Origin of the sequence: Pseudomonas sp. UBA4194 (assembly GCF_002379585.1) — a bacterium.
Lineage (GTDB): Bacteria > Pseudomonadota > Gammaproteobacteria > Pseudomonadales > Pseudomonadaceae > Aquipseudomonas.
This window is the reverse complement of the sequence record NZ_DFUE01000056.1, coordinates 74,731-95,385: the sequence shown is the minus strand read 5'-3', so window position 1 is coordinate 95,385 and position 20,655 is coordinate 74,731. Positions and strand designations below refer to the sequence as shown.

Sequence of the window (20,655 nt, the reverse complement as noted above, 5' to 3'; positions counted from 1 at the left end):
AGGGAGAGGGGGCTAGAAGCACACACACCGCGTACGGCCCCCTCTTCCTGAGGGAGAGGGGCTAGAAGCACACCGCGTACGGCTCCCTCTCCCTCAGGGAGAGGGCTGGGGTGAGGGGACCATTCACCCCCGCCCCCAAACCATGCCGCAACCAGCCCATGCAACAGATTCCACCCCCAACTGTACCTGTCGAATCCCTCCCATCCCGCGTAAGGTATCCCCCCGGAACAATCTTGTAACAACTGCCCCGCGGAGCCCCCACCCATGTACTGGACAGAATTTCTCACCGTTGCGCTCATCCATCTGCTGGCGGTGGCCAGCCCGGGCCCTGACTTCGCCGTGGTGGTCCGCGAAAGCGTCACCCACGGCCGTCGTGCCGGCACATGGACTGCCTGCGGCGTGGGCACCGCGATATTCCTGCACGTGGGCTATTCGTTGCTGGGCATCGGCTTGATCGTGTCTCAGTCCATCGTGCTGTTCAACATCCTGAAGTGGGCCGCCGCTGCCTATCTGTTGTACATCGGCTACAAGGCACTGCGCGCCAAGCCCGCCGCCGCCACCACCGATGCGCCAGTGGCGCAGCACGTCGAGCGCACCCCGAAGGCCGCCTTCGTCGCCGGATTCATGACCAACGGCCTGAACCCCAAGGCCACGCTGTTCTTCCTCTCCCTGTTCACCGTGGTCATCAACCCCCATACGCCGCTGCTGGTGCAGGCCGGCTATGGCGTCTATCTGGCCGTGGCCACCGGCGCCTGGTTCTGCCTGGTGGCCATGCTGTTCAGCCAGGCGCGCGTGCGCGCCGGGTTCGCTCGCATGGGCCATTGGTTCGATCGGGCCATGGGCGCCGTGCTGGTGGCACTCGGGGTGAAGATCGCCCTGACCGAAATGCACTGATCGGCAACGTGTGTGCTGTCGAATCATCCCTTTGGCTGATTTGACAGCGTCCAAGGGCAACTAGAGTGTAGAAACGAGCCACGTTCCTCGCACTCAGAAACAGGAGCCCCACGATGCAGACTCGCGTGATTCCGCCGGCCGAAGGGGCCTACCAATACCCGCTGCTGATCAAGCGGTTGCTGATGTCGGGGCGCCGTTACGAGAAAACCCGCGAGATCGTCTACCGCGACCAGCTGCGCTATAGCTATCTGACCTTGGGCGAGCGCATCGCGCGGCTGGCCAATGTGCTGACCGAGGCCGGGGTCAGGGCAGGCGACACGGTGGCGGTGATGGATTGGGACAGCCATCGCTACCTGGAATGCATGTTCGCGGTGCCGATGATCGGTGCCGTCATCCATACCATCAACGTACGGCTGTCGCCGGAACAAATCCTGTTCACCATGAACCACGCCGATGACAAGTTCGTATTGGTCAACAGCGACTTCATCGGGCTGTACAACGGTATCGCCGGCCATCTCAAGACGGTGGAAAAAACCCTGTTGCTCACCGACGGTCCGGACAAGAGCGCCGACCTGCCGGGACTCATCGGTGAGTACGAGCAATTGCTGGAAGCGGCCAGCCCCGTCTATGATTTTCCCGACTTCGACGAAAACTCGGTGGCCACCACTTTCTACACCACTGGCACGACGGGCAATCCCAAGGGCGTGTATTTCACCCATCGCCAGCTGGTCCTGCACACCCTGACCGAGGCGGCGGTGGTGGGCAGCGTAGACAGCACTCGGTTACTGGGCACCAACGACGTCTACATGCCCATCACCCCGATGTTCCACGTGCACGCCTGGGGCATCCCCTATGCCGCCACCATGATGGGCATCAAGCAGGTCTACCCCGGTCGCTACGAGCCCGACATGCTGGTCCAGTTGTGGCAGCGGGAAAAGGTCACGTTCTCCCATTGCGTGCCCACCATTCTGCAGATGTTGCTCAACTGCAAGGCAGCTGCCGATCTGGATTTCAAGGGTTGGAAGATCATCATCGGCGGCAGCGCACTGAACCGCGCCTTGTACCAGGCCGCCAAAGCCCGCGGTATCCAGCTGACGGCAGCCTACGGCATGTCGGAAACCTGCCCGCTGATTTCCTGCGCGCACTTGAACGAAGAGCTGCTGGACAGCGGTGACGACGAGTGCATCACCTATCGGATCAAGGCCGGTGTGCCGGTGCCCCTGGTGGAAACGGCCATCGTCGATACCCAAGGCAACTTTCTGCCCGCCGACGGCCAGACCCAGGGCGAGTTGGTGTTGCGCGCGCCCTGGCTGACCATGGGCTACTACCGCGAGCCGCAAAAGGGCGCCGAACTGTGGCAAGGCGGTTGGCTGCACACCGGTGACGTCGCCACGCTGGACGCCATGGGCGTGATCGATATTCGTGATCGCATCAAGGACGTGATCAAGACGGGCGGTGAATGGGTATCGTCCCTGGAACTGGAAGACCTGATCAGTCGCCACGCCGCGATACGCGAAGTAGCAGTGGTGGGCATTCCCGACCCGCAATGGGGGGAGCGGCCTTTTGCCCTGCTGGTACTGCATGAAGGGCAGGCGCTGAGCGCCGCCGAGCTCAAGGAACATCTCAAGCCATTCGTGGAATTGGGACACATCAACAAGTGGGCGATTCCAAGCCAGATCGCCCTTGTTACAGAAATTCCCAAGACCAGCGTCGGCAAGCTCGACAAGAAACGGATACGTGTTGAAATACTTGAGTGGCAAGCTGCCAACAGTACCTTTCTGTCGACCCTCTGATCCCTTTGCGCCGCGCTGAAACCAGCGCGGCAGACACCTCGTGGCCATTCGTCGCCTTGCCAAGCCGTTAAATTAAGCCATGATTGCGCCTGCCGATAACGGCAAGACAGCTCATGACTCACGCCTGCGGGTCGGCGCTGCAAATCACACTTTAGAGGGATCATGCAGTGGTGGCCGCTAGCTATAGTCGTTTGCACAGATGTATCGCCTTTGTCACGTCGCGCGACGCTGGCGATACACGACTTCGACCGTTCGCGGGGACTTGGACAGGCGCCTGGCCGAAGGTTTTCCAAGGGGCTCACTGCCATAACAATAATGAACATGGAGTAGCGTCGATGACCTCAGCAAATCCTTTCTGGCGCCGGGCGAAACTGCCGTTGGCCGTCAGCATCGCTTCATCCCTGGCCGCGCCGGCCTTTGCCGTCAGTTTCAACATCGGTGAAATCGAAGGTCAATTCGACTCCTCGCTGTCGGTTGGCGCGAGCTGGTCCACCGCCAGTCCGAACAAGAACCTGATCGGCGTCAACAACGGCGGGCACGGGTTGTCGCAGACCTCCGACGACGGTCACCTGAACTTCAAGAAGGGCGAAACCTTCTCCAAGATCTTCAAGGGCCTGCACGACCTGGAGCTCAAGTACGGCGATACCGGCGTGTTCATTCGCGGCAAGTACTGGTACGACTTCGAACTCAAGGACGAAGGTCGACAGTTCAAGGACATCAGCGATTCGAACCGCAAGGAAGGCGCGCAGTCTTCCGGCGGGCAGATCCTCGACGCCTTCGTCTATCACAACTATGCGATTGCCGATCAGCCGGGCTCCGTACGCCTGGGCAAGCAGGTCGTCAGCTGGGGTGAGAGCACCTTCATCCAGAATGGTATCAACTCGATCAACCCGATCGATGTCGCCGCGTTCCGTCGCCCAGGGGCTGAGGTCAAGGAAGGGCTGATCCCGGTCAACATGTTCTACGTGTCTCAGAGCCTGACCGACAACCTGTCGGCCGAAGCTTTCTACCAACTGGAATGGGATCAGACCGTCGTCGACAACTGCGGCACGTTCTTCTCCCAGCCGGACGTGATTGCCGACGGCTGCAGCAATAACCTGCGCCTGCTCAACACACGCTCGACGATTCCTGGCGCAGCCTTGCCATTGCTGACCGCTTCGGGGGTGGACATCAACAGCGAAGGCGTGCTGGTGCGCCGCGGCCCCGACCGCGATGCTCGCGACGGCGGCCAGTTCGGTGTCGCCTTTCGCTACAACTACGACCCGCTGGACACCGAGTTCGGTGCCTATTTCATGAACTACCACAGCCGCGCTCCGATCTTCAGCGGTAAAGCTGCATCCCCGGCCGCTTATGCCGCCGCTGCCCGGGCGGGTGCGCTGGCGCCGTTGATCGTGGCTGGCAACTCGAGCTATTACGTGGAGTACCCCGAAGACATTCGCCTCTATGGCCTGAGCTTTTCCACCACCTTGCCCACCGGCACGGCATGGAGCGGCGAGCTGAGCTACCGGCCCAACGCGCCCGTGCAGCTCAACACCACAGACATTCTCTACGCGGGCGTGCGTCCTCTGGGCGGGGCGTTCACCAACGCCTCGCTGATCAGCGGTACACCAGGGCAGGATCTTCCCGGCTATCGGCGCAAGGAAATCACCCAGTTCCAGACCACACTGACTCACTTCTTCGACCAGGTGATGGGTGCCGAGCGTCTGACCGTGGTGGGCGAGGTGGGCGTGACCCACGTCGGCGGCCTGGAAAGCAGTTCCGAGCTGCGCTACGGCCGCGACCCGGTGTTCGGTCCAGGTGCATTGCCGGCCACGGGCGCCCTGAACACCTGCTCGCAGATTCTCAACACCAGCACTATCAATGGCGCCGGGCTAGGCGCTGCAACCAACAACCGCTCACGCAACTGCACCAACGGTGGTTTCACCACCACCACGTCGTGGGGCTACCGCGCGAGGGCGATCTGGGACTACAACAGCGTAGTGGCGGGGGTCAATCTCAAGCCCAGCGTAGCGTGGTCCCATGACGTGTCCGGTTACTCGCCGGGTCCTGGGGGCAACTTCGAAGAGGGTCGCAAGGCGGTCAGCCTGGGCCTGGATGCGGAGTACCAGAACACTTACACCGCGAGCCTTTCCTACACCAACTTCTTCGACGGCAAGTACACCACCGTGGATGACCGCGACTTCGTCGCGCTCAGCTTCGGCGTGAACTTCTAAGGTCGGTCTTTCAGGAAGACAAACACATGAAAAAAAGCAGAATGTTGATGCAGGCAGGTGTGCTGGGATTGTCGCTGATGGCCACCGGTGTGATGGCGGCGGTGTCGGCCAGTGAGGCTGCCAAGCTGGGGACGACCCTGACGCCCATGGGCGCCGAGAAAGCCGGCAACGCCGACGGCTCGATCCCGGCGTGGACGCCAATGGCGAAAAACGCCGGTACGGCCGACGCCAAGGGCTTTCTCTCCAACCCCTATGGCAACGAGAAACCACTGTTCACCATCACCGCGCAGAATGTGGAGCAGTACAAGGCCAAGCTGGCCCCGGGGCAGTACGCGATGTTCAAGCGTTACCCCGAGACCTTCAAGATGCCGGTCTATCCCTCTCATCGGGGTGCCACGGTGCCGGATGAGGTGTTCGCCGCCATCAAGCAGAACGCCACCAGCACCAAGCTGATCGGTGAAGGCAACGGCCTGGAGAATTTCCAGACCGCCGTGCCGTTTCCCATTCCGCAAAGTGGCATGGAAGTCATCTGGAACCATATCACCCGTTACCGCGGTGGCAGCGTGACGCGTCGGGTCACCCAGGCGACGCCGCAACCCAATGGCTCCTACAGCCTGGTGTACTTCCAGGACCAGTTCGTGTTCCGCGACAAGATGAAGGATTTCGATCCGAAGAATCCAGGCAACGTGCTGTTCTATTTCAAGCAGAGCGTTACCGCCCCGGCGCGTCTGGCCGGGACCGTGCTGCTGGTCCACGAAACCCTCGATCAGGTGGCCGAGCCGCGCCAGGCGTGGATCTACAACGCCGGCCAGCGCCGCGTACGACGCGCGCCGCAGGTGGCCTACGACGGACCGGGTACTGCGGCGGACGGCCTGCGCACGTCCGATAACCTGGACATGTTCAACGGCGCTCCGGACCGCTATGACTGGAAGCTGGAGGGCAAGATGGAAATGTTCACCGCCCAGGACAGCTATAAACTGGACTCGCCGAGCCTCAAGTACGCCGACATCATCAAGGCCGGACACATCAACCAGGACCTGGCACGTTACGAGCTGCGTCGCGTGTGGCATGTGGTGGCGACGTTGAAGCCCGGTCAGCGGCATATCTACGCCAAGCGTGACTTCTACATCGACGAAGACACCTGGCAGGCGGCAGTGATCGATCATTACGACGGCCGTGGCCAGCTCTGGCGCGTAGCCGAAGCCCATGCCCAGAACTACTACGACAAGCAGGTGCCCTGGTATGCCCTGGAGACGCTGTACGACCTGCAGTCCGGGCGGTATCTGGCGCTGGGCATGAAGAACGAGGAGAAGCAGGCCTACGAGTTCGGGTTCACTGCCACCACGGCTGACTTCACGCCAGCAGCGTTGCGTCAGGATGGCGTGCGGTGATTCGACCGTGATGGTGGCGGGGCTGTACCGGCCTCATCGCGGGTAGAACCCGCTCCCACAGGAGGGGTGTATAGACACAGGAGGTGTGTGTAGACAGAACAGGGAGTGTGCCTGCACAGGACAGGAGGTGTGGCTACACAGGGGGGCATGGCAAGCGAGGCTTGCAATGTCCCTCTGTGTCATCAGACCTGTTCCGTTTCAAGCCCCCTGCGCCGAACCCTGTGGGAGCGGGTTCTACCCGCGATGGGGCCGGCACAGGCACCGACGCCTGCACCTGTCACACTTTGTTGCATTCCCCCACTGAAATAACCCTGCCCATATTCAATTACCTCGAATTACCCGCTAGTCTGCGGACATCACCTAGCCGAAGCAGCACTAACAAGAGCCGGCCATGACTGATCTGTCCAGCACGCCAGCCATCGCGCATCCTGTCGCCGCGATGCCGCGCAGAACCAGCTTCCGCCCACCTTTGCCCCAGGGCCATGTGGCTCGCCCGGCGCTGTGTGAACGGCTGGCCGCTGCGGGGGGGCATCTGTTGCTGCTGTGCGCCCCAGCCGGCTTTGGCAAGAGTTCGCTGGCGGTGGAGTTCTGCCAGAACCTGCCGCCGGCCTGGAAAAGCCTCTGGCTCAGCCTTGATCGACGCGATGCCGACGCCGGCCGCTTCCTGGAACGGCTGCTCGAAGGCCTGCAACTGCATTTCCCCGAGATTGGCAGCCCTGCCGCTGTGTTGTTGGGCATGCGCCAGCGTCATCAACCTTTCGCTTTCGAGCACTGGCTGGAAGGCCTCTTCGAAGAATTGCGTCCGTGCCTCAGCATGCAACGTCCGTTGCTGCTGGTGCTGGATGACTATCATCTGGCTCAGGGCGAAGTGCTCGATGCGTGCTTGCAGTTCCTGCTGCAGCAGCGGCCCGAGGGTTTGCAGGTGCTGGTGACCAGCCGTCAGCGACCGGCCTGGCAGCTGGCGCGCATGCGCCTGCACGGGCAGTTGCTGGAGCTGGGCGAGCAGGATCTGCGCTTGAGCCACGACGAAGCTATCGCCGTGCTTGGCAGGCAGGCCAGTGAACTGCCCGCCCCGGCGCTGCGGGCGTTGATCCAGCGCAGCGAAGGCTGGGTGGCAGGCTTGCGCTTCTGGCAACTGGCGGCCGGACAAGCGGCGCCAGAGAACCCCATGTCGCAGCGCCTGAATGGCAGTGAGGGCCTGCTGCGCGACTATCTGCTTGAAGAGGTTGTCGACCGCTTGCCGCCGGACATTCAGGCTTTCCTGTATGACACGGCCTGCCAGGATCGCTTCTGCGTAGGGCTGTGCGATGCCATGCGCGACAGCCACGACAGCGCCGCGATGCTGGCCTACCTGAAGGCCCATCAGGTATTTCTGGTGCCGCTGGACGAGAAAGGCGAGTGGTTCCGCTACCACCACTTGTTTTCCGACCTGCTGCGCTCGCGTCAGGGGGCGGATATCAGCGTGCAGCCCGCGACCTTGCATCTGCGCGCCTGCGGTTGGTTCGGCCAACAAGGGCTGCTGGATGAAGCGGTCGAGCAGGCCCTGCGCGCAGGTCACCTGGACGTGGCCGCCAACCTGGTGCAGAACCTTTCGGAAGAGCAGCTACTGGCCGAGCAGAACGTCGGCATGCTCCTGCGTTGGAAAATGGACCTGCCCGACAGCCTGCTGGTCAGTACCCCCAGGCTTATCGTGCTGTACAGCTGGGCGCTGGGCCTGGCCTGTCAGCTCGATGCGGCGCAGGCGCTGGCCAGTCATCTGGGTCGATTCCTGCCAGCGCCGTCGGCAACGGCTCAGCGCTCCATGCTGGCCCAGTGGCTGGCCTTGAGCGGGATCATTGCGCGGGGCCGCGGGGATCGGGAAAAAACCCTGGCCTACTGCACCGAGGCATTGGCAAGCCTGCCGAACAAACGCTACGGGCAACGGCTGATGTGCTTGTCGACATTGTCCAACCTGGCCATTGCCGATACCGATTTCTGGCGTGCGCGGGCGTTGAATCGGCAATCCCTGGAGCTGGCCCAGCGCGTGGGCAACCCGTTGTTCGAAGCGTTGGCCCACTACGACCGCGCTCGTGTGCTGCAGGCGCGCGGCCAGATATCCCGGGCGCTGGAAGAGGTTCGCAGTGGTCTTGCACGCTTGCAGGGGCTGCCTGTGGAGCGTTTGTATGCCGTGCGCGGGCGCTTGACCCTTTACCAGGGCTACCTGTTGACGCTGTGCCTGAAGGCCGACGAAGGCCGCGCGCACCTGCAGGCGGGATTGGTGGAAGCCCGGGCCTGTCGCGACATCAGCGTGCTGATCGGTCATTGCGTCCTGGCGGCGTTGGACGGGCGCGATGGCCATTATCCCGAAGCGTTTGCGCAGTTGGCCGAAGCCGAACGGCTGATGCACATCTGGGACGTGCCGCCGGTGTATTACCTGGCCATGATCACGGTCTTCAAATGTGAATTGTGGCTCGCCCAAGGCCATCTCGATCTGGCAGAAGTATGGTTGCTGCGCCTGGCCCAGACCTACGGCGGGGCACAGCCAGCGGCCGCCCCCGAGTTTCATCCACAATTGCCTCTGCACATCGAACTGCAACGGGCCCTGCTGGAGCGTCTGCAAGGCTGCCCCGAGCAGGCACAACAACGCTTGCGTCGGCTGGCCGAGCAGGGCAGCGACAGCGGTGGCCATCTGCTCACCGCACACGCGCTGGCGCAATCGGTCGTGCTGGCGCTCGAGCAGGGCGAAGAGAACGAGGCCTGCCAACTGTTCGCACACACCTTGCAGGCGACCCTGGGCGGTGGCCTGCAGCCGTTGCACGTTCTGCTCAACAGCCATCCGGTGTGGGTGCGCGAGCAACTGCTGCGGCGCCCGCCGTGCCCTGTGCAGCAGGCATTGCTGAAGCTGCTGCCGGAGCATGCTCGGGTGCCGGCTGTTCAGGGTGTCAACGACCCACTGAGCAGCCGAGAGCTGGCTGTATTGCGGCTCATTGCCCTGGGGCATTCGAATCAGGAAATCAGCGAGGAACTGTTCATCTCGCTGCACACCGTGAAGACCCATGCCAGCCATATCAACGGTAAGTTGGGGGTGGAGCGGCGCACCCAGGCGGTCGCTCGGGCGAAGACGCTCGGGTTGCTTGGCTAGGCGGCGTGCCGTCTACCGTGTCCAATCCTCATAGTTGAGCCCCGGGACCCGTTGGAATCCTCGGACATTGTTGGTCACCAGCACACACTGGGTGGCCAAGGCGTGACCGGCAATAGCCGCATCGTTGCTGCCTATCGGCGTACCGGCCTGGGCGAGGGTAACCCGTATCTGCGTTGTCGCATCGACGGCGTGCATGTCCCAGGGCAACACACCATCGAGGCGCTTCACGAACTGATCCACCAGCGCGCCATGGCGGGGCGAGGCCTTCGGACCCGTTGCCCCGAAGCGCATTTCAGCGTAGGTAATCGCCGACACCACGACCACTCCACGTTGACCGACGCACGCTTCGAGCCGCTCCAGCAGAGCACGAGGCCGCTCGCGCATGATGAATGAACAGATGTTGGTATCCAGCATGTAGGTTGTGCTCACCGGACTACTCCGCCCCTTGGCCCAAATCGATACGGCCGTCTTCGACAACGTCAGGACGGTCTTGCAAGAAGTCGCTGTCGGCGGCGGCCTCATTGGCCAGGGAGCTCCAGGAGGGACGCACCGGGCGCAGGATCAACGTATCGCCCTCCTTGCGGATCTCCAGTTCCTGAATGCCCTTGAACTCCATGTCCTTGGGGATTCGGATCGCCTGGCTGGTACTGTTCTTGAAAATGGACACGGTTCGCATGTGCGTCACCTCGCGGCTGGATGGATCTCCATATGCTAGCATATGGATACGAGCCGTGGCGGTCGGTTTCATGTTGAGGCGAGCGGATTGGGGCACGTTTTCATCTTCCTTGAAATCGCGTCGGAGCATGATAGAGCGGCTATCACCAGCAGGCTGGAAAGATTGTTTACTGTCCATTGCGCGCGCCAGCGCTGATGGCGGCACGGAATCTTTTGCCGATTTCGCTCTCCAAGCCTGTCAGAGGTCTACGACCCGCCGTTGCATTCTTGTCTTGTAGTGTAGGAGCTGCCCATGTTCGTCTCGCGTCGCTTGATCACCGTTGCCGCCGCCGTTGCCCTGTTGTCCGGCTGCGCTTCGCAGAACCCTTATGACAACCAGGGCCAGGCGCAGGGATCTTCCGGTGTCAGCAAGACGGCCAAGTACGGTGGACTCGGGGCCCTGGCGGGTGCCGTCGCCGGTGCAGCCATCGACCATAACAGCCGCGGCAAAGGTGCCTTGATCGGCGCCGCTGTAGTGGGTGCCGCTTCCGCAGGCTACGGCTACTACGCCGATAAACAGGAAGCTGCTCTGCGTGAAAGCATGGCCAACACCGGTGTTGAAGTTCAGCGCCAGGGTGATCAGATCAAGCTGATCATGCCGGGCAATATCACCTTCGCCACCGACTCGTCGAATATCAGCAGCAGCTTCTATTCGCCGCTCAATAACCTGGCCGGCTCGTTCAAGCAGTTCAACGAGAACAACATTGAAATTGTCGGTTACACCGACAGCACCGGCAGCCGTCAGCACAACATGGACCTGTCGTTGCAGCGTGCTCAGGCGGTCAGCACCTACCTGACGTCCCAGGGTGTCGACGCCTCGCGTCTTTCGGTTCGTGGCGCCGGCCCCGATCAGCCGATTGCCAGCAACGCCGATGCCAACGGGCGTGCCCAGAACCGTCGTGTCGAGGTCAACCTCAAGCCCATTCCAGGGCAACAGTACCCGCAGCAGTAAACAGCAACCGGCTCACCAATCCCGCTCTTGTAGCGGGATTTTTTTTTGCGCGGGCGAAGCGGCTAGTGCAGGTGCTGGGCAATCTCCAACGCCAGCGTCTGCATGACGCCGTGCAAGCGCTCGACGACCTCGGCCAGCGGCAAGGTCGATGCCTCCCGGCAAACAGCCTCCAGATCGTGGCAGGCGTCGATGACGTCCTGCGCATTCACCATCGATGCGCCGCCCACTATCCGATGGGCCAAGTCAGCAAGGCCTGGCCGGTCGTTCTCCCTGTGCAGGGCCAGCAACTGGTTCAAGTCCTCGGCAATGCTGTCGCCCAGCGCCTTCAGCAGCGCCCGCTGGGCCAACGGGTCGGCGCTGACGCTGTGTACGAAGGTGCTCAGCCCCAGGTTCTCGTCGAAGGCGCCGGGGGCCAGTGCATCGCCACGAGCCGGCATGTGAGCGGCCAGTGCCTCAAGGCCAATGGGCTTGAACAGGCAGTCGTCCATGCCTGCATCGATACAGCGCTGGTATTCCTCCGGCAGTGCATTGGCAGTGAAGCCCAGGATCACTACCGGTGGTAGATCCTGCTCGAGCTCCTCCTGGCGAATGGCTCGGGCCAACGCGTAGCCGGTCATTCCCGGCATGTTGCAGTCCGTGACCACGACATTGAAGCGCCCGGTGCGCCACAGCTGCAAGCCCTGGTTGCCGTCTTCGGCCGTCTGCACCTGATGGCCCAGGTAACCCATCTGCTGAGTCAGCAGGAAGCGGTTGGCCGGGTAGTCGTCGACCACCAGCACATTCAAGGCCGGTGCCGTGGATTCGGCCGAGAGCGGCGCCGGGCGTGCCGTCGGGTCATGTGCAAGCGGCAAGCTCAGCACAACGACCACCCGCGTGCCTTGGCCTGACTCGCTGTGGAGCGTCAACGTACCGCCCATCAGCTCGCACAGGCTGCGACAGATCACCAGGCCGAGCCCCGACCCGCTGCGCACCGATTCAGGGTCGTTGCTCGCCTGACTGAAGGGCTTGAACAAGCGCGCCTGGTCGGCGGTTGATATCCCGACGCCGGTGTCCTGAACACTCATGCGCAGCATCAACTGTCCCTCACCTGCCGCTTCGGCGCAGGCGAGCAGAGTGATTTCCCCCGTGCTGGTGAATTTCACCGCGTTGCCCAGCAGGTTCGAAAGGATCTGTTTGAAGCGAATCGGATCGATCATCACCCGGCAGTCGCACGACGGCTCCAGCACTTGCCTGAGGGTCAAGTGCTTCTGCCGCGCCAGGCCATCGAAGATACGCGCCACCGAACTGATCAGGTCGCGCAGGTTGGCAGGCTCCGGGGCCAGTGTCAGATGTCCGGATTCGATGCGCGACAGATCGAGAATGTCGCCAATCAGCTCGAGCAGGTTCTGCGCGGCTTCGGCTGCCACATCGATGGCTACGCGGTCGAGGATATTGCGCTCGGCTTTTTTCGAGGCCAGTTCGAGCATGCCGATGATCGCGTTCATGGGGGTGCGGATCTCGTGGCTCATGGTTGCCAGGAAGGTACTCTTGGCCCGGTTGGCATCGTCGGCGGCGTCCTTGGCGGCCTGCAGAGCGGCTTCGGCGTGCCGCCGCTTGCGGATCAGCCGTCGCAGGTAGGCGATCCAGGCCAATGCCACCAGCAGCACCGCAGCGGCTATCGCCAGGCTGCGCAATAACACGAGATGGTGCTCCTGCCAGTCGCTGTCATCGACGATCAGGTCGCCGCGCCAGCGCTGGGTGAGCGTATCCATTTGTTCGGGTGAGATACTCGACAGGGCCTTTTCGAGGATCGAGTACAGGTGCGGCTGGTTCGGGCTTACGGCCAGCGCGGTGCTGGCGGGCGTCATGCCCAGGGTGCTGCTGATTTCCAGGCTGTCGCGGTAGTCGTGGGCGATCAGCGATCGGGCGACGATAAGGGTGTGCACCGCCGCCTCGGCGTTGCCGCGCGCCACCATCGCCAAGGCCTCTTCGCTGGTATCGGTGCGCAGCAACTGGACGGCGGGATACTGGCTGCTCAACCAGTTGACTAGCGGGCTGGTGGCCTCTATCGCCAGACGGCGGCCAGCCAGCTGCTCGATTTCTCGATAGCGATCGTCGCCTCGCGCGGTGACCAACACGAAGGGCGTCGTCAGGTAAGGCCGGGTGAAGTGGGGGCGGCCGTCGCCTTCGCCCTCGATACTGGGTAACAGTGCCGCGGCCATGTCTGCTTCGCCGCCGTCGATCTGGTCGATCATGTGCGCACGGGATTGGCCGGTGCGTACGTCGAAGCTGAGCCCGGTGCGCAGGCTGATAAGGGCCAGCAGATCGGCGGCGATGCCGCGAAACTCACCTTCGCGATCAAGAAACGTCATCGGAAAGAAATGCTCATCGATGGTGACGCGAACGCGCGGATGCTCGTTCATCCAGCGCTGCTCGTCGAGGCTCAGGCTCAGCCGGGTGCGCCCCGCCATCGAGGTGCCCAGGGCGTTCCAGCGGCGCGATACGCTGATGCGCTCATCGGCAGGCACGGCATCCAAGGCAGTGTTGATGATTCTCAGCAAACGTTGGTCTTCGCGTCGCAGGGCGAAGCTGAACGGCTGTACGGCCATTTGCGAGAAGTCGTTGAGCTCGACGTTGGTCAACTGATTGTTGTGAATCTGGTAGTTGGCACTGATGGAGTCACCCAGATACACGTCCGCTCGGCCGAAGGCTACCGCGCCCATGGCGCTGAGCAGCGAGGGGTAGAGCCTGATCCGGGCCTGGGGGTAGAACGCCTGGACCTGTTCGGGTGGCAGGTAGTGGTAGAGCATCGCCACGGTCTTGCCTGCCAGGTCCGCCGGTAACGGGGCGGGCGCCGTGGTGCGCGTGACCAGGGTAGGTTGATCGTCGGCATAGGCATGGGTCAGTACCAGGGCCGGGTCAGCGGCCTCGAAGCCATTGGCGGTCGCCAGCGCATCGATCTCCTGGTCTTTCAGTGCGCGCACGGCGGCTTCTCTTGAGGCATAGCGCCGAACCTGCACATCGAGGTGCAGCAGTTCGCCGATCAGCGCCGCATAGTCGGCGCTCAGCCCTTCGTAGTCCTTGCCATTGGCGGTGAGGGCGAACGGCGGATAGTCCGGCGCGCTATCGCCCAGACGTAACACAGCCTTGCTGCGCAGCCAGCGCCAATCCCGGGCATCCAGCTGCACCCAGCCCTGTGCGGCACTGGAGCGGCCCAGCAGGGAAAAGTGCTCGGGGGGCGGCTGGGCCATGACCTGCGCGCCGAACAGCACGAGCAGCCCGAGCAGCGCCATCATGCCCCAGGGCGGCAGACGCCTGGCCAGCACGTTCATCAACCCGGCGGGCTGCGCCGGGCGACATCCACCTGGCGCATCCCGTACTCAATGCTGTGCTCATTCGGCAGGCCGATCGTGCCTGGGGCGATGGTGGTATGGCTGAGCAGCATGGCGTCACCGATCGGGTGGTTGCGCGCTTTTGACATTTGTCGCAGCGGCGTGCCTTGAGCATGGCCCCACCCCAGGGGTTGCGCAAATCAGCCAGGCGCTCGCGTGAGTCCGGCAAGGTCGCGCTCGGCCTCTTCCGCTCGCTGGGCTTGGATGGCGGTCAGGGCGATGGTGTAGACGATGTCGTCTACCTGGGCGCCGCGAGGCATGTCGTTGACCGGCTTGCGCAGCCCTTGCAGCATCGGCCCCAGGCTCACGCAATCGGCGCTGCGCTGCACCGCCTTGTACGTTGTGTTGCCGGTGTTCAGGTCTGGAAACACGAACACCGTCGCTTTTCCAGCCACCGGGCTGTGCGGGGCCAACTGACGGGCGACGGTCTCGTTGGCGGCGGCGTCATACTGCAACGGACCATCGATGAGCAGATCGTGCTGCAGTTCGCGAGCCAGCTGAGTGGCTTCGCGGACCTTTTCCACCTCTTCGCCACTGCCAGAGTCACCGCTGGAATAGCTGATCATCGCCACGCGCGGGGCAATACCCAGGGCTTCGGCGGATTCAGCGCTCTGCAAGGCGATTTCCGCCAGCTCATCAGCGCTGGGGTGGGGGTTCATGACGCAGTCGCCATACACCAGCACCTGATCGGGAAACAGCATGAAAAACACCGATGACACCAGGCGACGGCCTGGCGCGGTCTTGATCAGTTGCAGGGCGGGGCGAATGGTGTTGGCGGTGGAGTGGATGACACCGGACACCAGCCCGTCCACTTCATCCAGGGCCAGCATCATGGTGCCCACCACCACGTTGTCCTCCAGTTGCTGCTCGGCCATGGGCGCGTTGAGGTTCTTGCTCTTGCGCAGCGCCACCATGGGTTCCACATAGCGTGCACGGATCAACTCCGGATCGAGAATCTCCAGCCCTTCGGGCAGCTCGATGCCATGGGCGGCGGCCACCGCCCGGACTTCGTCCTGCGGACCCAGCAAGACGCAGCGTGCGATGCCTCGGGCCTGGCAGATGGCGGCGGCCTGAACGGTCATCGGCTCGGTGCCCTCGGGCAGCACGATGCGCTTGCTTGCCTGCTGGGCGCGCTGGATCAACTGGTAGCGGAAGACCGCGGGCGACAGCCGCAGCTCTCTCGGTGTGCCACAACGCTGGTGCAGCCAGGTGGCATCGAGATGGCTGGCCACGAAGTCGGTGATGATCTCCGCGCGTTCGCGGTCATCGATGGGGATTTCCTTGTTCAGCTGATTGAGTAGGGTCGCGGTGTCGTAGGAACCCGTGCTCACCGACAGCACCGGCAGGCCGGCCTGCAGGGCGCCGCGGCACAGTTCAAGGATGCGTGGGTCGGGACGGGTGTCGCTGGTCAGCAGCAGGCCGGCCAACGGCGTACCGTTCATGGCGGCCAGGCTCACGGCCAGAATGATGTCGTCGCGATCGCCCGGGGTCACCACCAGCACGCCTGGCTTGAGCAATTGCACGGTGTTGAGCACCGTGCGCGCGCAGATGATGATCTTGTTCATGCGCCGCTGCTCGTAGTCGCCGGCGTTGATCACCTGAGCGCCCAGCAACTCGGCGACATCGCGAGTGCGCGGCGCATTCAGGTCGGCTTGGTAGGGAATGCACCCCAGCAAGCGGAAATCGCCACTGCGCAGCAGTGGCGAGTGCTCCTTGAGCCGAGCCGCGAAGGCCTCCATGCTTTCCTCGGTGCGCACCTTGTTGAGGATGACCCCCAGCACCTTCGGGTCGCGGGGGCCGCCGAACAGCTGCGCCTGCAATTCCACGCGGCCGGAAAGCTCGGCCAACACTTCGTTCTCGGCTGCGGACACCAGAATGACGTCGGCATCCAGGCTCTTGGCCAGATGCTGGTTGACCCGCGCCGCATAGCTGGCGTGGCGAGTGGGCACCATGCCCTCGACGATCACCACGTCGTTGCCCATGCAGGCCTGCTGGTAAAGGGTGACGATTTCTTCAAGCAGTTCATCCAGTTGGCCGTCGCCGAGCATACGCTCGACATGGGTCAGGGCGAGCGGCCGGGGCGGTTGCAGCCCGTGGGTACGTGCGATCAGCTCGGTGGAACGCTCTGGTCCCAGGTCGCCGGGATGGGGCTGGGCGATGGGCTTGAGGAAGCCCACCTTCAAGCCGGCGCGCTCCAGGGTGCGCACCAGCCCCAGGCTGATGGAGGTCAGGCCTACGCCAAAGTCGGTCGGCGCGATAAAGAAAGTTTGCATGCGAGCTTCTCGAGTGAGCTTTGGGCTGCACGCTACAAGCTTCGTGCTACAGGCTGCAAGCAGAAACGAATCGGTCTGGCGACAGTCACATCTTTCAGGTGACGGGAGAAAAATGCTCCCTGCCACTGGCAGTCTGAAGGCTGCGACCCGTCGACCAATGGCCCGGCAGGTTCGCTTTCGCGCGAACCCTTGGTTACACTTGGTCGTTCTACATTCTTATGCAAAAGGTCTCGCCCCATGCTGATCGCCGCCAACAAGGCTGTCTCCATCGAATACACCCTGACCAACGACGCTGGCGAGGTTATCGACAGCTCCGCCGGCGGCGCGCCGCTGGTGTACCTGCATGGCGCAGGTAACATCATCCCAGGCCTTGAAAAGGCCCTGGAAGGCAAGACCACCGGCGACGAACTGAACGTCGCTGTCGAGCCTGAAGAAGCCTACGGCGAGTACTCCGCCGAGCTGGTCAGCACCCTGTCGCGCAGCATGTTCGAAGGTGTCGACGAACTCGAGGTGGGCATGCAGTTCCACGCGTCCGCGCCCGATGGCCAGATGCAGATCGTCACCATCCGCGACCTGGACGGCGACGACGTCACTGTCGACGGTAACCACCCGCTGGCCGGTCAGCGCCTGAACTTCCAGGTCAAGGTCGTCGACATTCGCGATGCCAGCCAGGAAGAAGTCGCACACGGTCACGTGCATGGCGAAGGTGGTCACCACCACTGATATCCGCGCAACGCCCGGATAGCCTGCAAGGCGCTGGTCGAGGCTGCTCGAACACCTGATTCCAGGTGTTCGACGGACTGGATGAGCGCTTTTCGTGTATCTGCAGGGCAGGTTTCCGGGTTTGTCGATCACTCGATTCCGCTTCGCTGCATGGGGGTTTTACATGAGTGCGTTCCACGACCTCAAACTCAAGACACTGGATGGCGGCGAGTTGCCCCTCACGCCATTCAAAGGCCAGGTCGTGCTGGTGGTCAACGTGGCCTCCAAATGCGGCCTGACCCCACAATACGCCGGGCTGGAAAACCTCTATCAGGTTTTCAAGGACCGGGGCTTCACCGTGCTTGGGCTGCCGTGCAATCAGTTCGCGGGGCAGGAGCCCGGCACCGCGGCCGAGATCGAGCAGTTCTGCAGCGTGAACTACGGCGTCACCTTTCCGCTGGGTGCCAAGCTGGAGGTCAACGGTCAGCAGCGGCACTCGTTGTACCGTCTGTTGGCCGGGGAAGGCGCTGAGTTTCCAGGAGACATCACCTGGAATTTCGAGAAATTTCTGGTAGGCAAGGATGGTCGCGTGCTGGCGCGCTTCTCGCCGCGCACCACACCAGACGATCCGGTCCTCGTTCAAGCGATCGAGAAGGCTTTGGGTTAAGAACCAGAGCCTTACGCCGCTCCTACGGTAAAGCCGACACGCAACTGTAGGAGCGGCGTAAAGCCGCGAAAGCGTCAGACCTGCCAGCCCACATCACGTCATCACCCACATCAATGATACTGGGCGCGCCCCGGTCGTCCCACTATGCTGCTCGACGAACCTTCAATCGAGGAATGTCCGATGTCAGCCCAAGCCCTGTTCCAACCCTTCCACCTCGGCTCCCTGGTGCTGTCCTCGCGCATCGTCATGGCGCCCATGACGCGCTCGTTTTGCCCTGGCGGCGTGCCCAATGCTCAGGTGGTCGAATACTACCGGCGCCGCGCTGGCGCTGGCGTGGGGCTGATCATTACCGAAGGCACCACCGTGGGCCACAAGGCCGCCAACGGCTACCCCGATGTGCCACGTTTCCATGGCGAAGATGCCCTGGCGGGTTGGAAGCGAGTGGTCGACGCCGTGCACGGCGAGGGCGGAAAGATCATCCCACAGCTCTGGCATGTGGGCAGTGTGCGCAAGCTGGGTACCGAACCGGACCCCAGCGTGCCCGGCTACGGCCCCATGCAGAAGGTGAAGAACGATAACGTCGTGGTCCACGGCATGAGCCATGCAGACATCGCCGAGGTCGTTGCCGCGTTCGCCCAGGCGGCTCGCGACGCCCAGGCGATGGGCATGGATGGCGTGGAGATCCATGGTGCCCACGGTTACCTGGTCGATCAGTTCTTCTGGGAAGGCAGCAACCAGCGTACCGATGAATACGGTGGGAGCATGGCCAATCGCGCGCGTTTCGCGGTGCAGATCATCCAGGCGATCCGCGCTGCGGTCGGCCCGGATTTCCCCATCATCCTGCGCTTTTCTCAATGGAAGCAGCAGGACTACAGCGCGCGCCTGGCCCAGACCTCTGAAGCGCTGGCCGAGTTTCTGCAACCGCTGTGCGACGCCGGTGTGGATATCTTTCACTGTTCGACCCGACGCTTCTGGGAGCCCGAGTTCGAAGGGTCCGACCTTAACCTGGCGGGCTGGACGCGCAAACTCACTGGCAAGCCGACCATCACCGTAGGCAGTGTCGGTCTGGACGGCGAGTTCCTGCAGTTCATGGTCGACACCGACAAGGTCGCGCAGCCGGCCAGCCTGGAAAACCTGCTGGCGCGACTGGGCCGAGAGGAGTTCGATCTGGTGGCCGTGGGTCGCGCGCTGCTGGTGGACCCGGACTGGGCGGCAAAAGTGCGCGAAGGCCGCGAGCAGGACATTTTGCCGTTCAGCCGCGAAGCGCTGTCGAGCCTCACCTGATCGCGGCGGCGCCTGCCTCGGTTAGCCCATGGCAGGCGCCCGCCAGCTGGCTCTCGAACTGATCGACGATGGCTTCCCAGCCCTGACGTCTGGCATGTTGACGGGCGTTCAGACGTACGCGGCGCAAGGTTTCGCAGCCCTCCAGTAGCCAGCTGGCTGCCTCGATGAAGGCTGCCTCGTCCCCCGGCATCGCCAGCGCGCCGTTATGGCCGTGGCGAATGTGCTGCGCCGCCGCCGCTTCGTCGTATGCCACCACGCCCAGCCCAGACGCCAGGGCCTCCAGCACGACGTTGCCGAAGGTCTCGGTAAGGCTGGGAAACACGAACATATCGGCGCTTGCGTAATGCTCTGCAAGGGCCTCGCCGCGCAGGGTGCCGCAAAACACTGCCTCGGGCAGTTGTTGCTGCAGCGCAGCGCGCTGCGGCCCATCACCCACGATCACCAACCTGAGGTTGCGGCGCGGGTAAAGCATGCGCAGATGCTCGAAGGTACGCTTGAGCAAACCCAGGTTCTTCTCCGGGGCCAATCGCCCCACATAGAGTACGGCGACGTCGTCAGCGCCCAGGCCCCAGCTTTCCCGCAGTGACAGGCTGCGTCGCGCCGGGTGGAACAGCTGGCTATCGACGCCCCGCGAAAGCAGCTGCAAGCGCTCGAAACCGCGCCTTTCCAGCTCTACGCGCTGACTCACGCTGGGCACCAGGGTCGTGCGGGTATGGTTGTGAAACCAGCGCAGGTAGTGGGTCAGCAACCGCGCCATCGCTCCCAGTCCGTATTGGCTGGAATACTGCTGGAAGTGGGTGTGAAAGCCGCTCACGACGGCGATGCCCAAGCGCCTTGCTGCGCGCAACGCGCTGAACCCCAACGGTCCTTCGGTCGCGATGTACAGCACGTCCGGCCGCCGCCGCTGCCAACGCCGCAGCAGCTTGTGCATCGACGATTGGCCCCACTGCACACCGGGACAGCCCGGCACCGGCCAACCGCGGCACAGCAGCACTTCATCGTCACTGCCGCGGCCATCGTCATGGGCCTGGCGCGGCCGCACCAGGTCCACATGATGCCCACGAGCACGCAGCCCCTCGCTGAGGCGGCCGAGGGTCGTGGCCACGCCATTGATCTCGGGAGCGAAGGTCTCGGTGATGAGCGTGATGTGCAGCGGGGCGACTGTCATTGGAACAGTCTCAGGGGGCTGGATTGCGGAGGTGTGGCGCTTATGTGAGGGATTTATGAATCCTTGCGCAGACGGGGCTGTCGGGCGGTGCATCCGGGATTGGTGCACTCGC

15 protein-coding genes and 1 pseudogene are annotated in these 20,655 nt (G+C 63.0%); 9 read left to right on the top strand and 7 right to left on the bottom strand.

Going from position 1 to position 20,655, the window contains the following annotated elements:
- Positions 1–264 precede the first annotated feature (264 nt).
- The 5 genes from B3397_RS14355 to B3397_RS14335 all read left to right on the top strand — a co-directional run bounded on the left by B3397_RS14355 (position 265) and on the right by B3397_RS14335 (position 9,412).
- The gene (locus B3397_RS14355; RefSeq protein WP_296251184.1) at positions 265–894 is read left to right on the top strand and encodes a LysE family translocator; all 630 of its coding nucleotides are present in this window, start codon (positions 265–267) and stop codon (positions 892–894) included.
- Positions 895–1,007: 113 nt separating this feature from the next.
- Complete coding sequence (locus B3397_RS14350; protein WP_296251182.1) at positions 1,008–2,687, top strand: fatty acid--CoA ligase; 1,680 nt, start codon at positions 1,008–1,010, stop codon at positions 2,685–2,687.
- 335 nt (positions 2,688–3,022) lie between these two features.
- Positions 3,023–4,900, top strand: coding sequence for a DUF1302 domain-containing protein (locus tag B3397_RS14345; RefSeq protein WP_296251180.1), 1,878 nt, complete (start codon positions 3,023–3,025; stop codon positions 4,898–4,900).
- Positions 4,901–4,926: 26 nt separating this feature from the next.
- Complete coding sequence (locus B3397_RS14340) at positions 4,927–6,291, top strand: DUF1329 domain-containing protein (RefSeq protein ID WP_296251178.1); 1,365 nt, start codon at positions 4,927–4,929, stop codon at positions 6,289–6,291.
- 391 nt (positions 6,292–6,682) lie between these two features.
- A complete protein-coding gene (locus B3397_RS14335; RefSeq protein ID WP_414704390.1) occupies positions 6,683–9,412 on the top strand; it encodes a LuxR C-terminal-related transcriptional regulator in 2,730 nt (909 codons plus the stop codon).
- Positions 9,413–9,424: 12 nt separating this feature from the next.
- On the opposite strand, the gene B3397_RS14330 is transcribed toward B3397_RS14335, so the two are convergent.
- Together B3397_RS14330 and vapB are read right to left on the bottom strand one after the other, a co-directional pair.
- Positions 9,425–9,826: a type II toxin-antitoxin system VapC family toxin gene (locus B3397_RS14330; protein WP_296251307.1), complete on the bottom strand. Its 402-nt coding sequence runs from the start codon at positions 9,824–9,826 to the stop codon at positions 9,425–9,427.
- A 19-nt stretch (positions 9,827–9,845) separates the two neighbouring features.
- Positions 9,846–10,088 (bottom strand): type II toxin-antitoxin system VapB family antitoxin, encoded by a 243-nt coding sequence (vapB, locus tag B3397_RS14325; RefSeq protein ID WP_296251176.1) that lies wholly within the window; start codon positions 10,086–10,088, stop codon positions 9,846–9,848.
- Between the two features lie 291 nt (positions 10,089–10,379).
- On the opposite strand from vapB, the gene B3397_RS14320 reads away from it, so the two are divergent.
- Entirely contained in the window at positions 10,380–11,078 is a 699-nt protein-coding gene (locus B3397_RS14320) for an OmpA family protein (RefSeq protein ID WP_296251174.1), read from the top strand.
- A gap of 62 nt (positions 11,079–11,140) precedes the next feature.
- Here B3397_RS14320 and B3397_RS14315 read toward each other — a convergent pair whose 3' ends face one another.
- From B3397_RS14315 to B3397_RS14300, 4 genes and pseudogenes are all read right to left on the bottom strand, one after another.
- Positions 11,141–14,389 (bottom strand): ATP-binding protein, encoded by a 3,249-nt coding sequence (locus B3397_RS14315; RefSeq protein ID WP_296251172.1) that lies wholly within the window; start codon positions 14,387–14,389, stop codon positions 11,141–11,143.
- Positions 14,389–14,538 (bottom strand): hypothetical protein, encoded by a 150-nt coding sequence (locus B3397_RS14310; RefSeq protein ID WP_296251169.1) that lies wholly within the window; start codon positions 14,536–14,538, stop codon positions 14,389–14,391. The genes B3397_RS14315 and B3397_RS14310 overlap by 1 nt, the downstream gene beginning before the upstream one ends.
- A 51-nt stretch (positions 14,539–14,589) precedes the next feature.
- Positions 14,590–16,722, bottom strand: coding sequence for a phosphate acetyltransferase (gene pta / locus B3397_RS14305; protein ID WP_296251167.1), 2,133 nt, complete (start codon positions 16,720–16,722; stop codon positions 14,590–14,592).
- Positions 16,723–16,892: 170 nt separating this feature from the next.
- A pseudogene (locus B3397_RS14300) lies at positions 16,893–16,991 on the bottom strand (DUF3565 domain-containing protein); the annotation flags it as partial.
- Between B3397_RS14300 and B3397_RS14295 the strand changes: the two are divergent.
- From B3397_RS14295 to B3397_RS14285, 3 genes are all read left to right on the top strand, one after another.
- The gene (locus B3397_RS14295; RefSeq protein ID WP_296251165.1) at positions 16,960–17,445 is read left to right on the top strand and encodes an FKBP-type peptidyl-prolyl cis-trans isomerase; all 486 of its coding nucleotides are present in this window, start codon (positions 16,960–16,962) and stop codon (positions 17,443–17,445) included. The pseudogene B3397_RS14300 and the gene B3397_RS14295 overlap by 32 nt on opposite strands.
- Before the next feature lie 163 nt (positions 17,446–17,608).
- Positions 17,609–18,091, top strand: a complete 483-nt coding sequence (locus B3397_RS14290; protein WP_296251163.1) for a glutathione peroxidase — start codon at positions 17,609–17,611, stop codon at positions 18,089–18,091.
- Positions 18,092–18,271: 180 nt separating this feature from the next.
- Positions 18,272–19,375, top strand: coding sequence for an NADH:flavin oxidoreductase (locus B3397_RS14285; RefSeq protein WP_296251161.1), 1,104 nt, complete (start codon positions 18,272–18,274; stop codon positions 19,373–19,375).
- Here the strand turns inward: B3397_RS14285 and B3397_RS14280 are convergent.
- Positions 19,368–20,543 carry a glycosyltransferase family 4 protein gene (locus tag B3397_RS14280; RefSeq protein WP_414704389.1) on the bottom strand — a complete coding sequence of 392 codons (1,176 nt, stop codon included), beginning with the start codon at positions 20,541–20,543 and terminating at the stop codon, positions 19,368–19,370. The genes B3397_RS14285 and B3397_RS14280 overlap by 8 nt on opposite strands.
- Between the last annotated feature and the right edge of the window lie 112 nt (positions 20,544–20,655).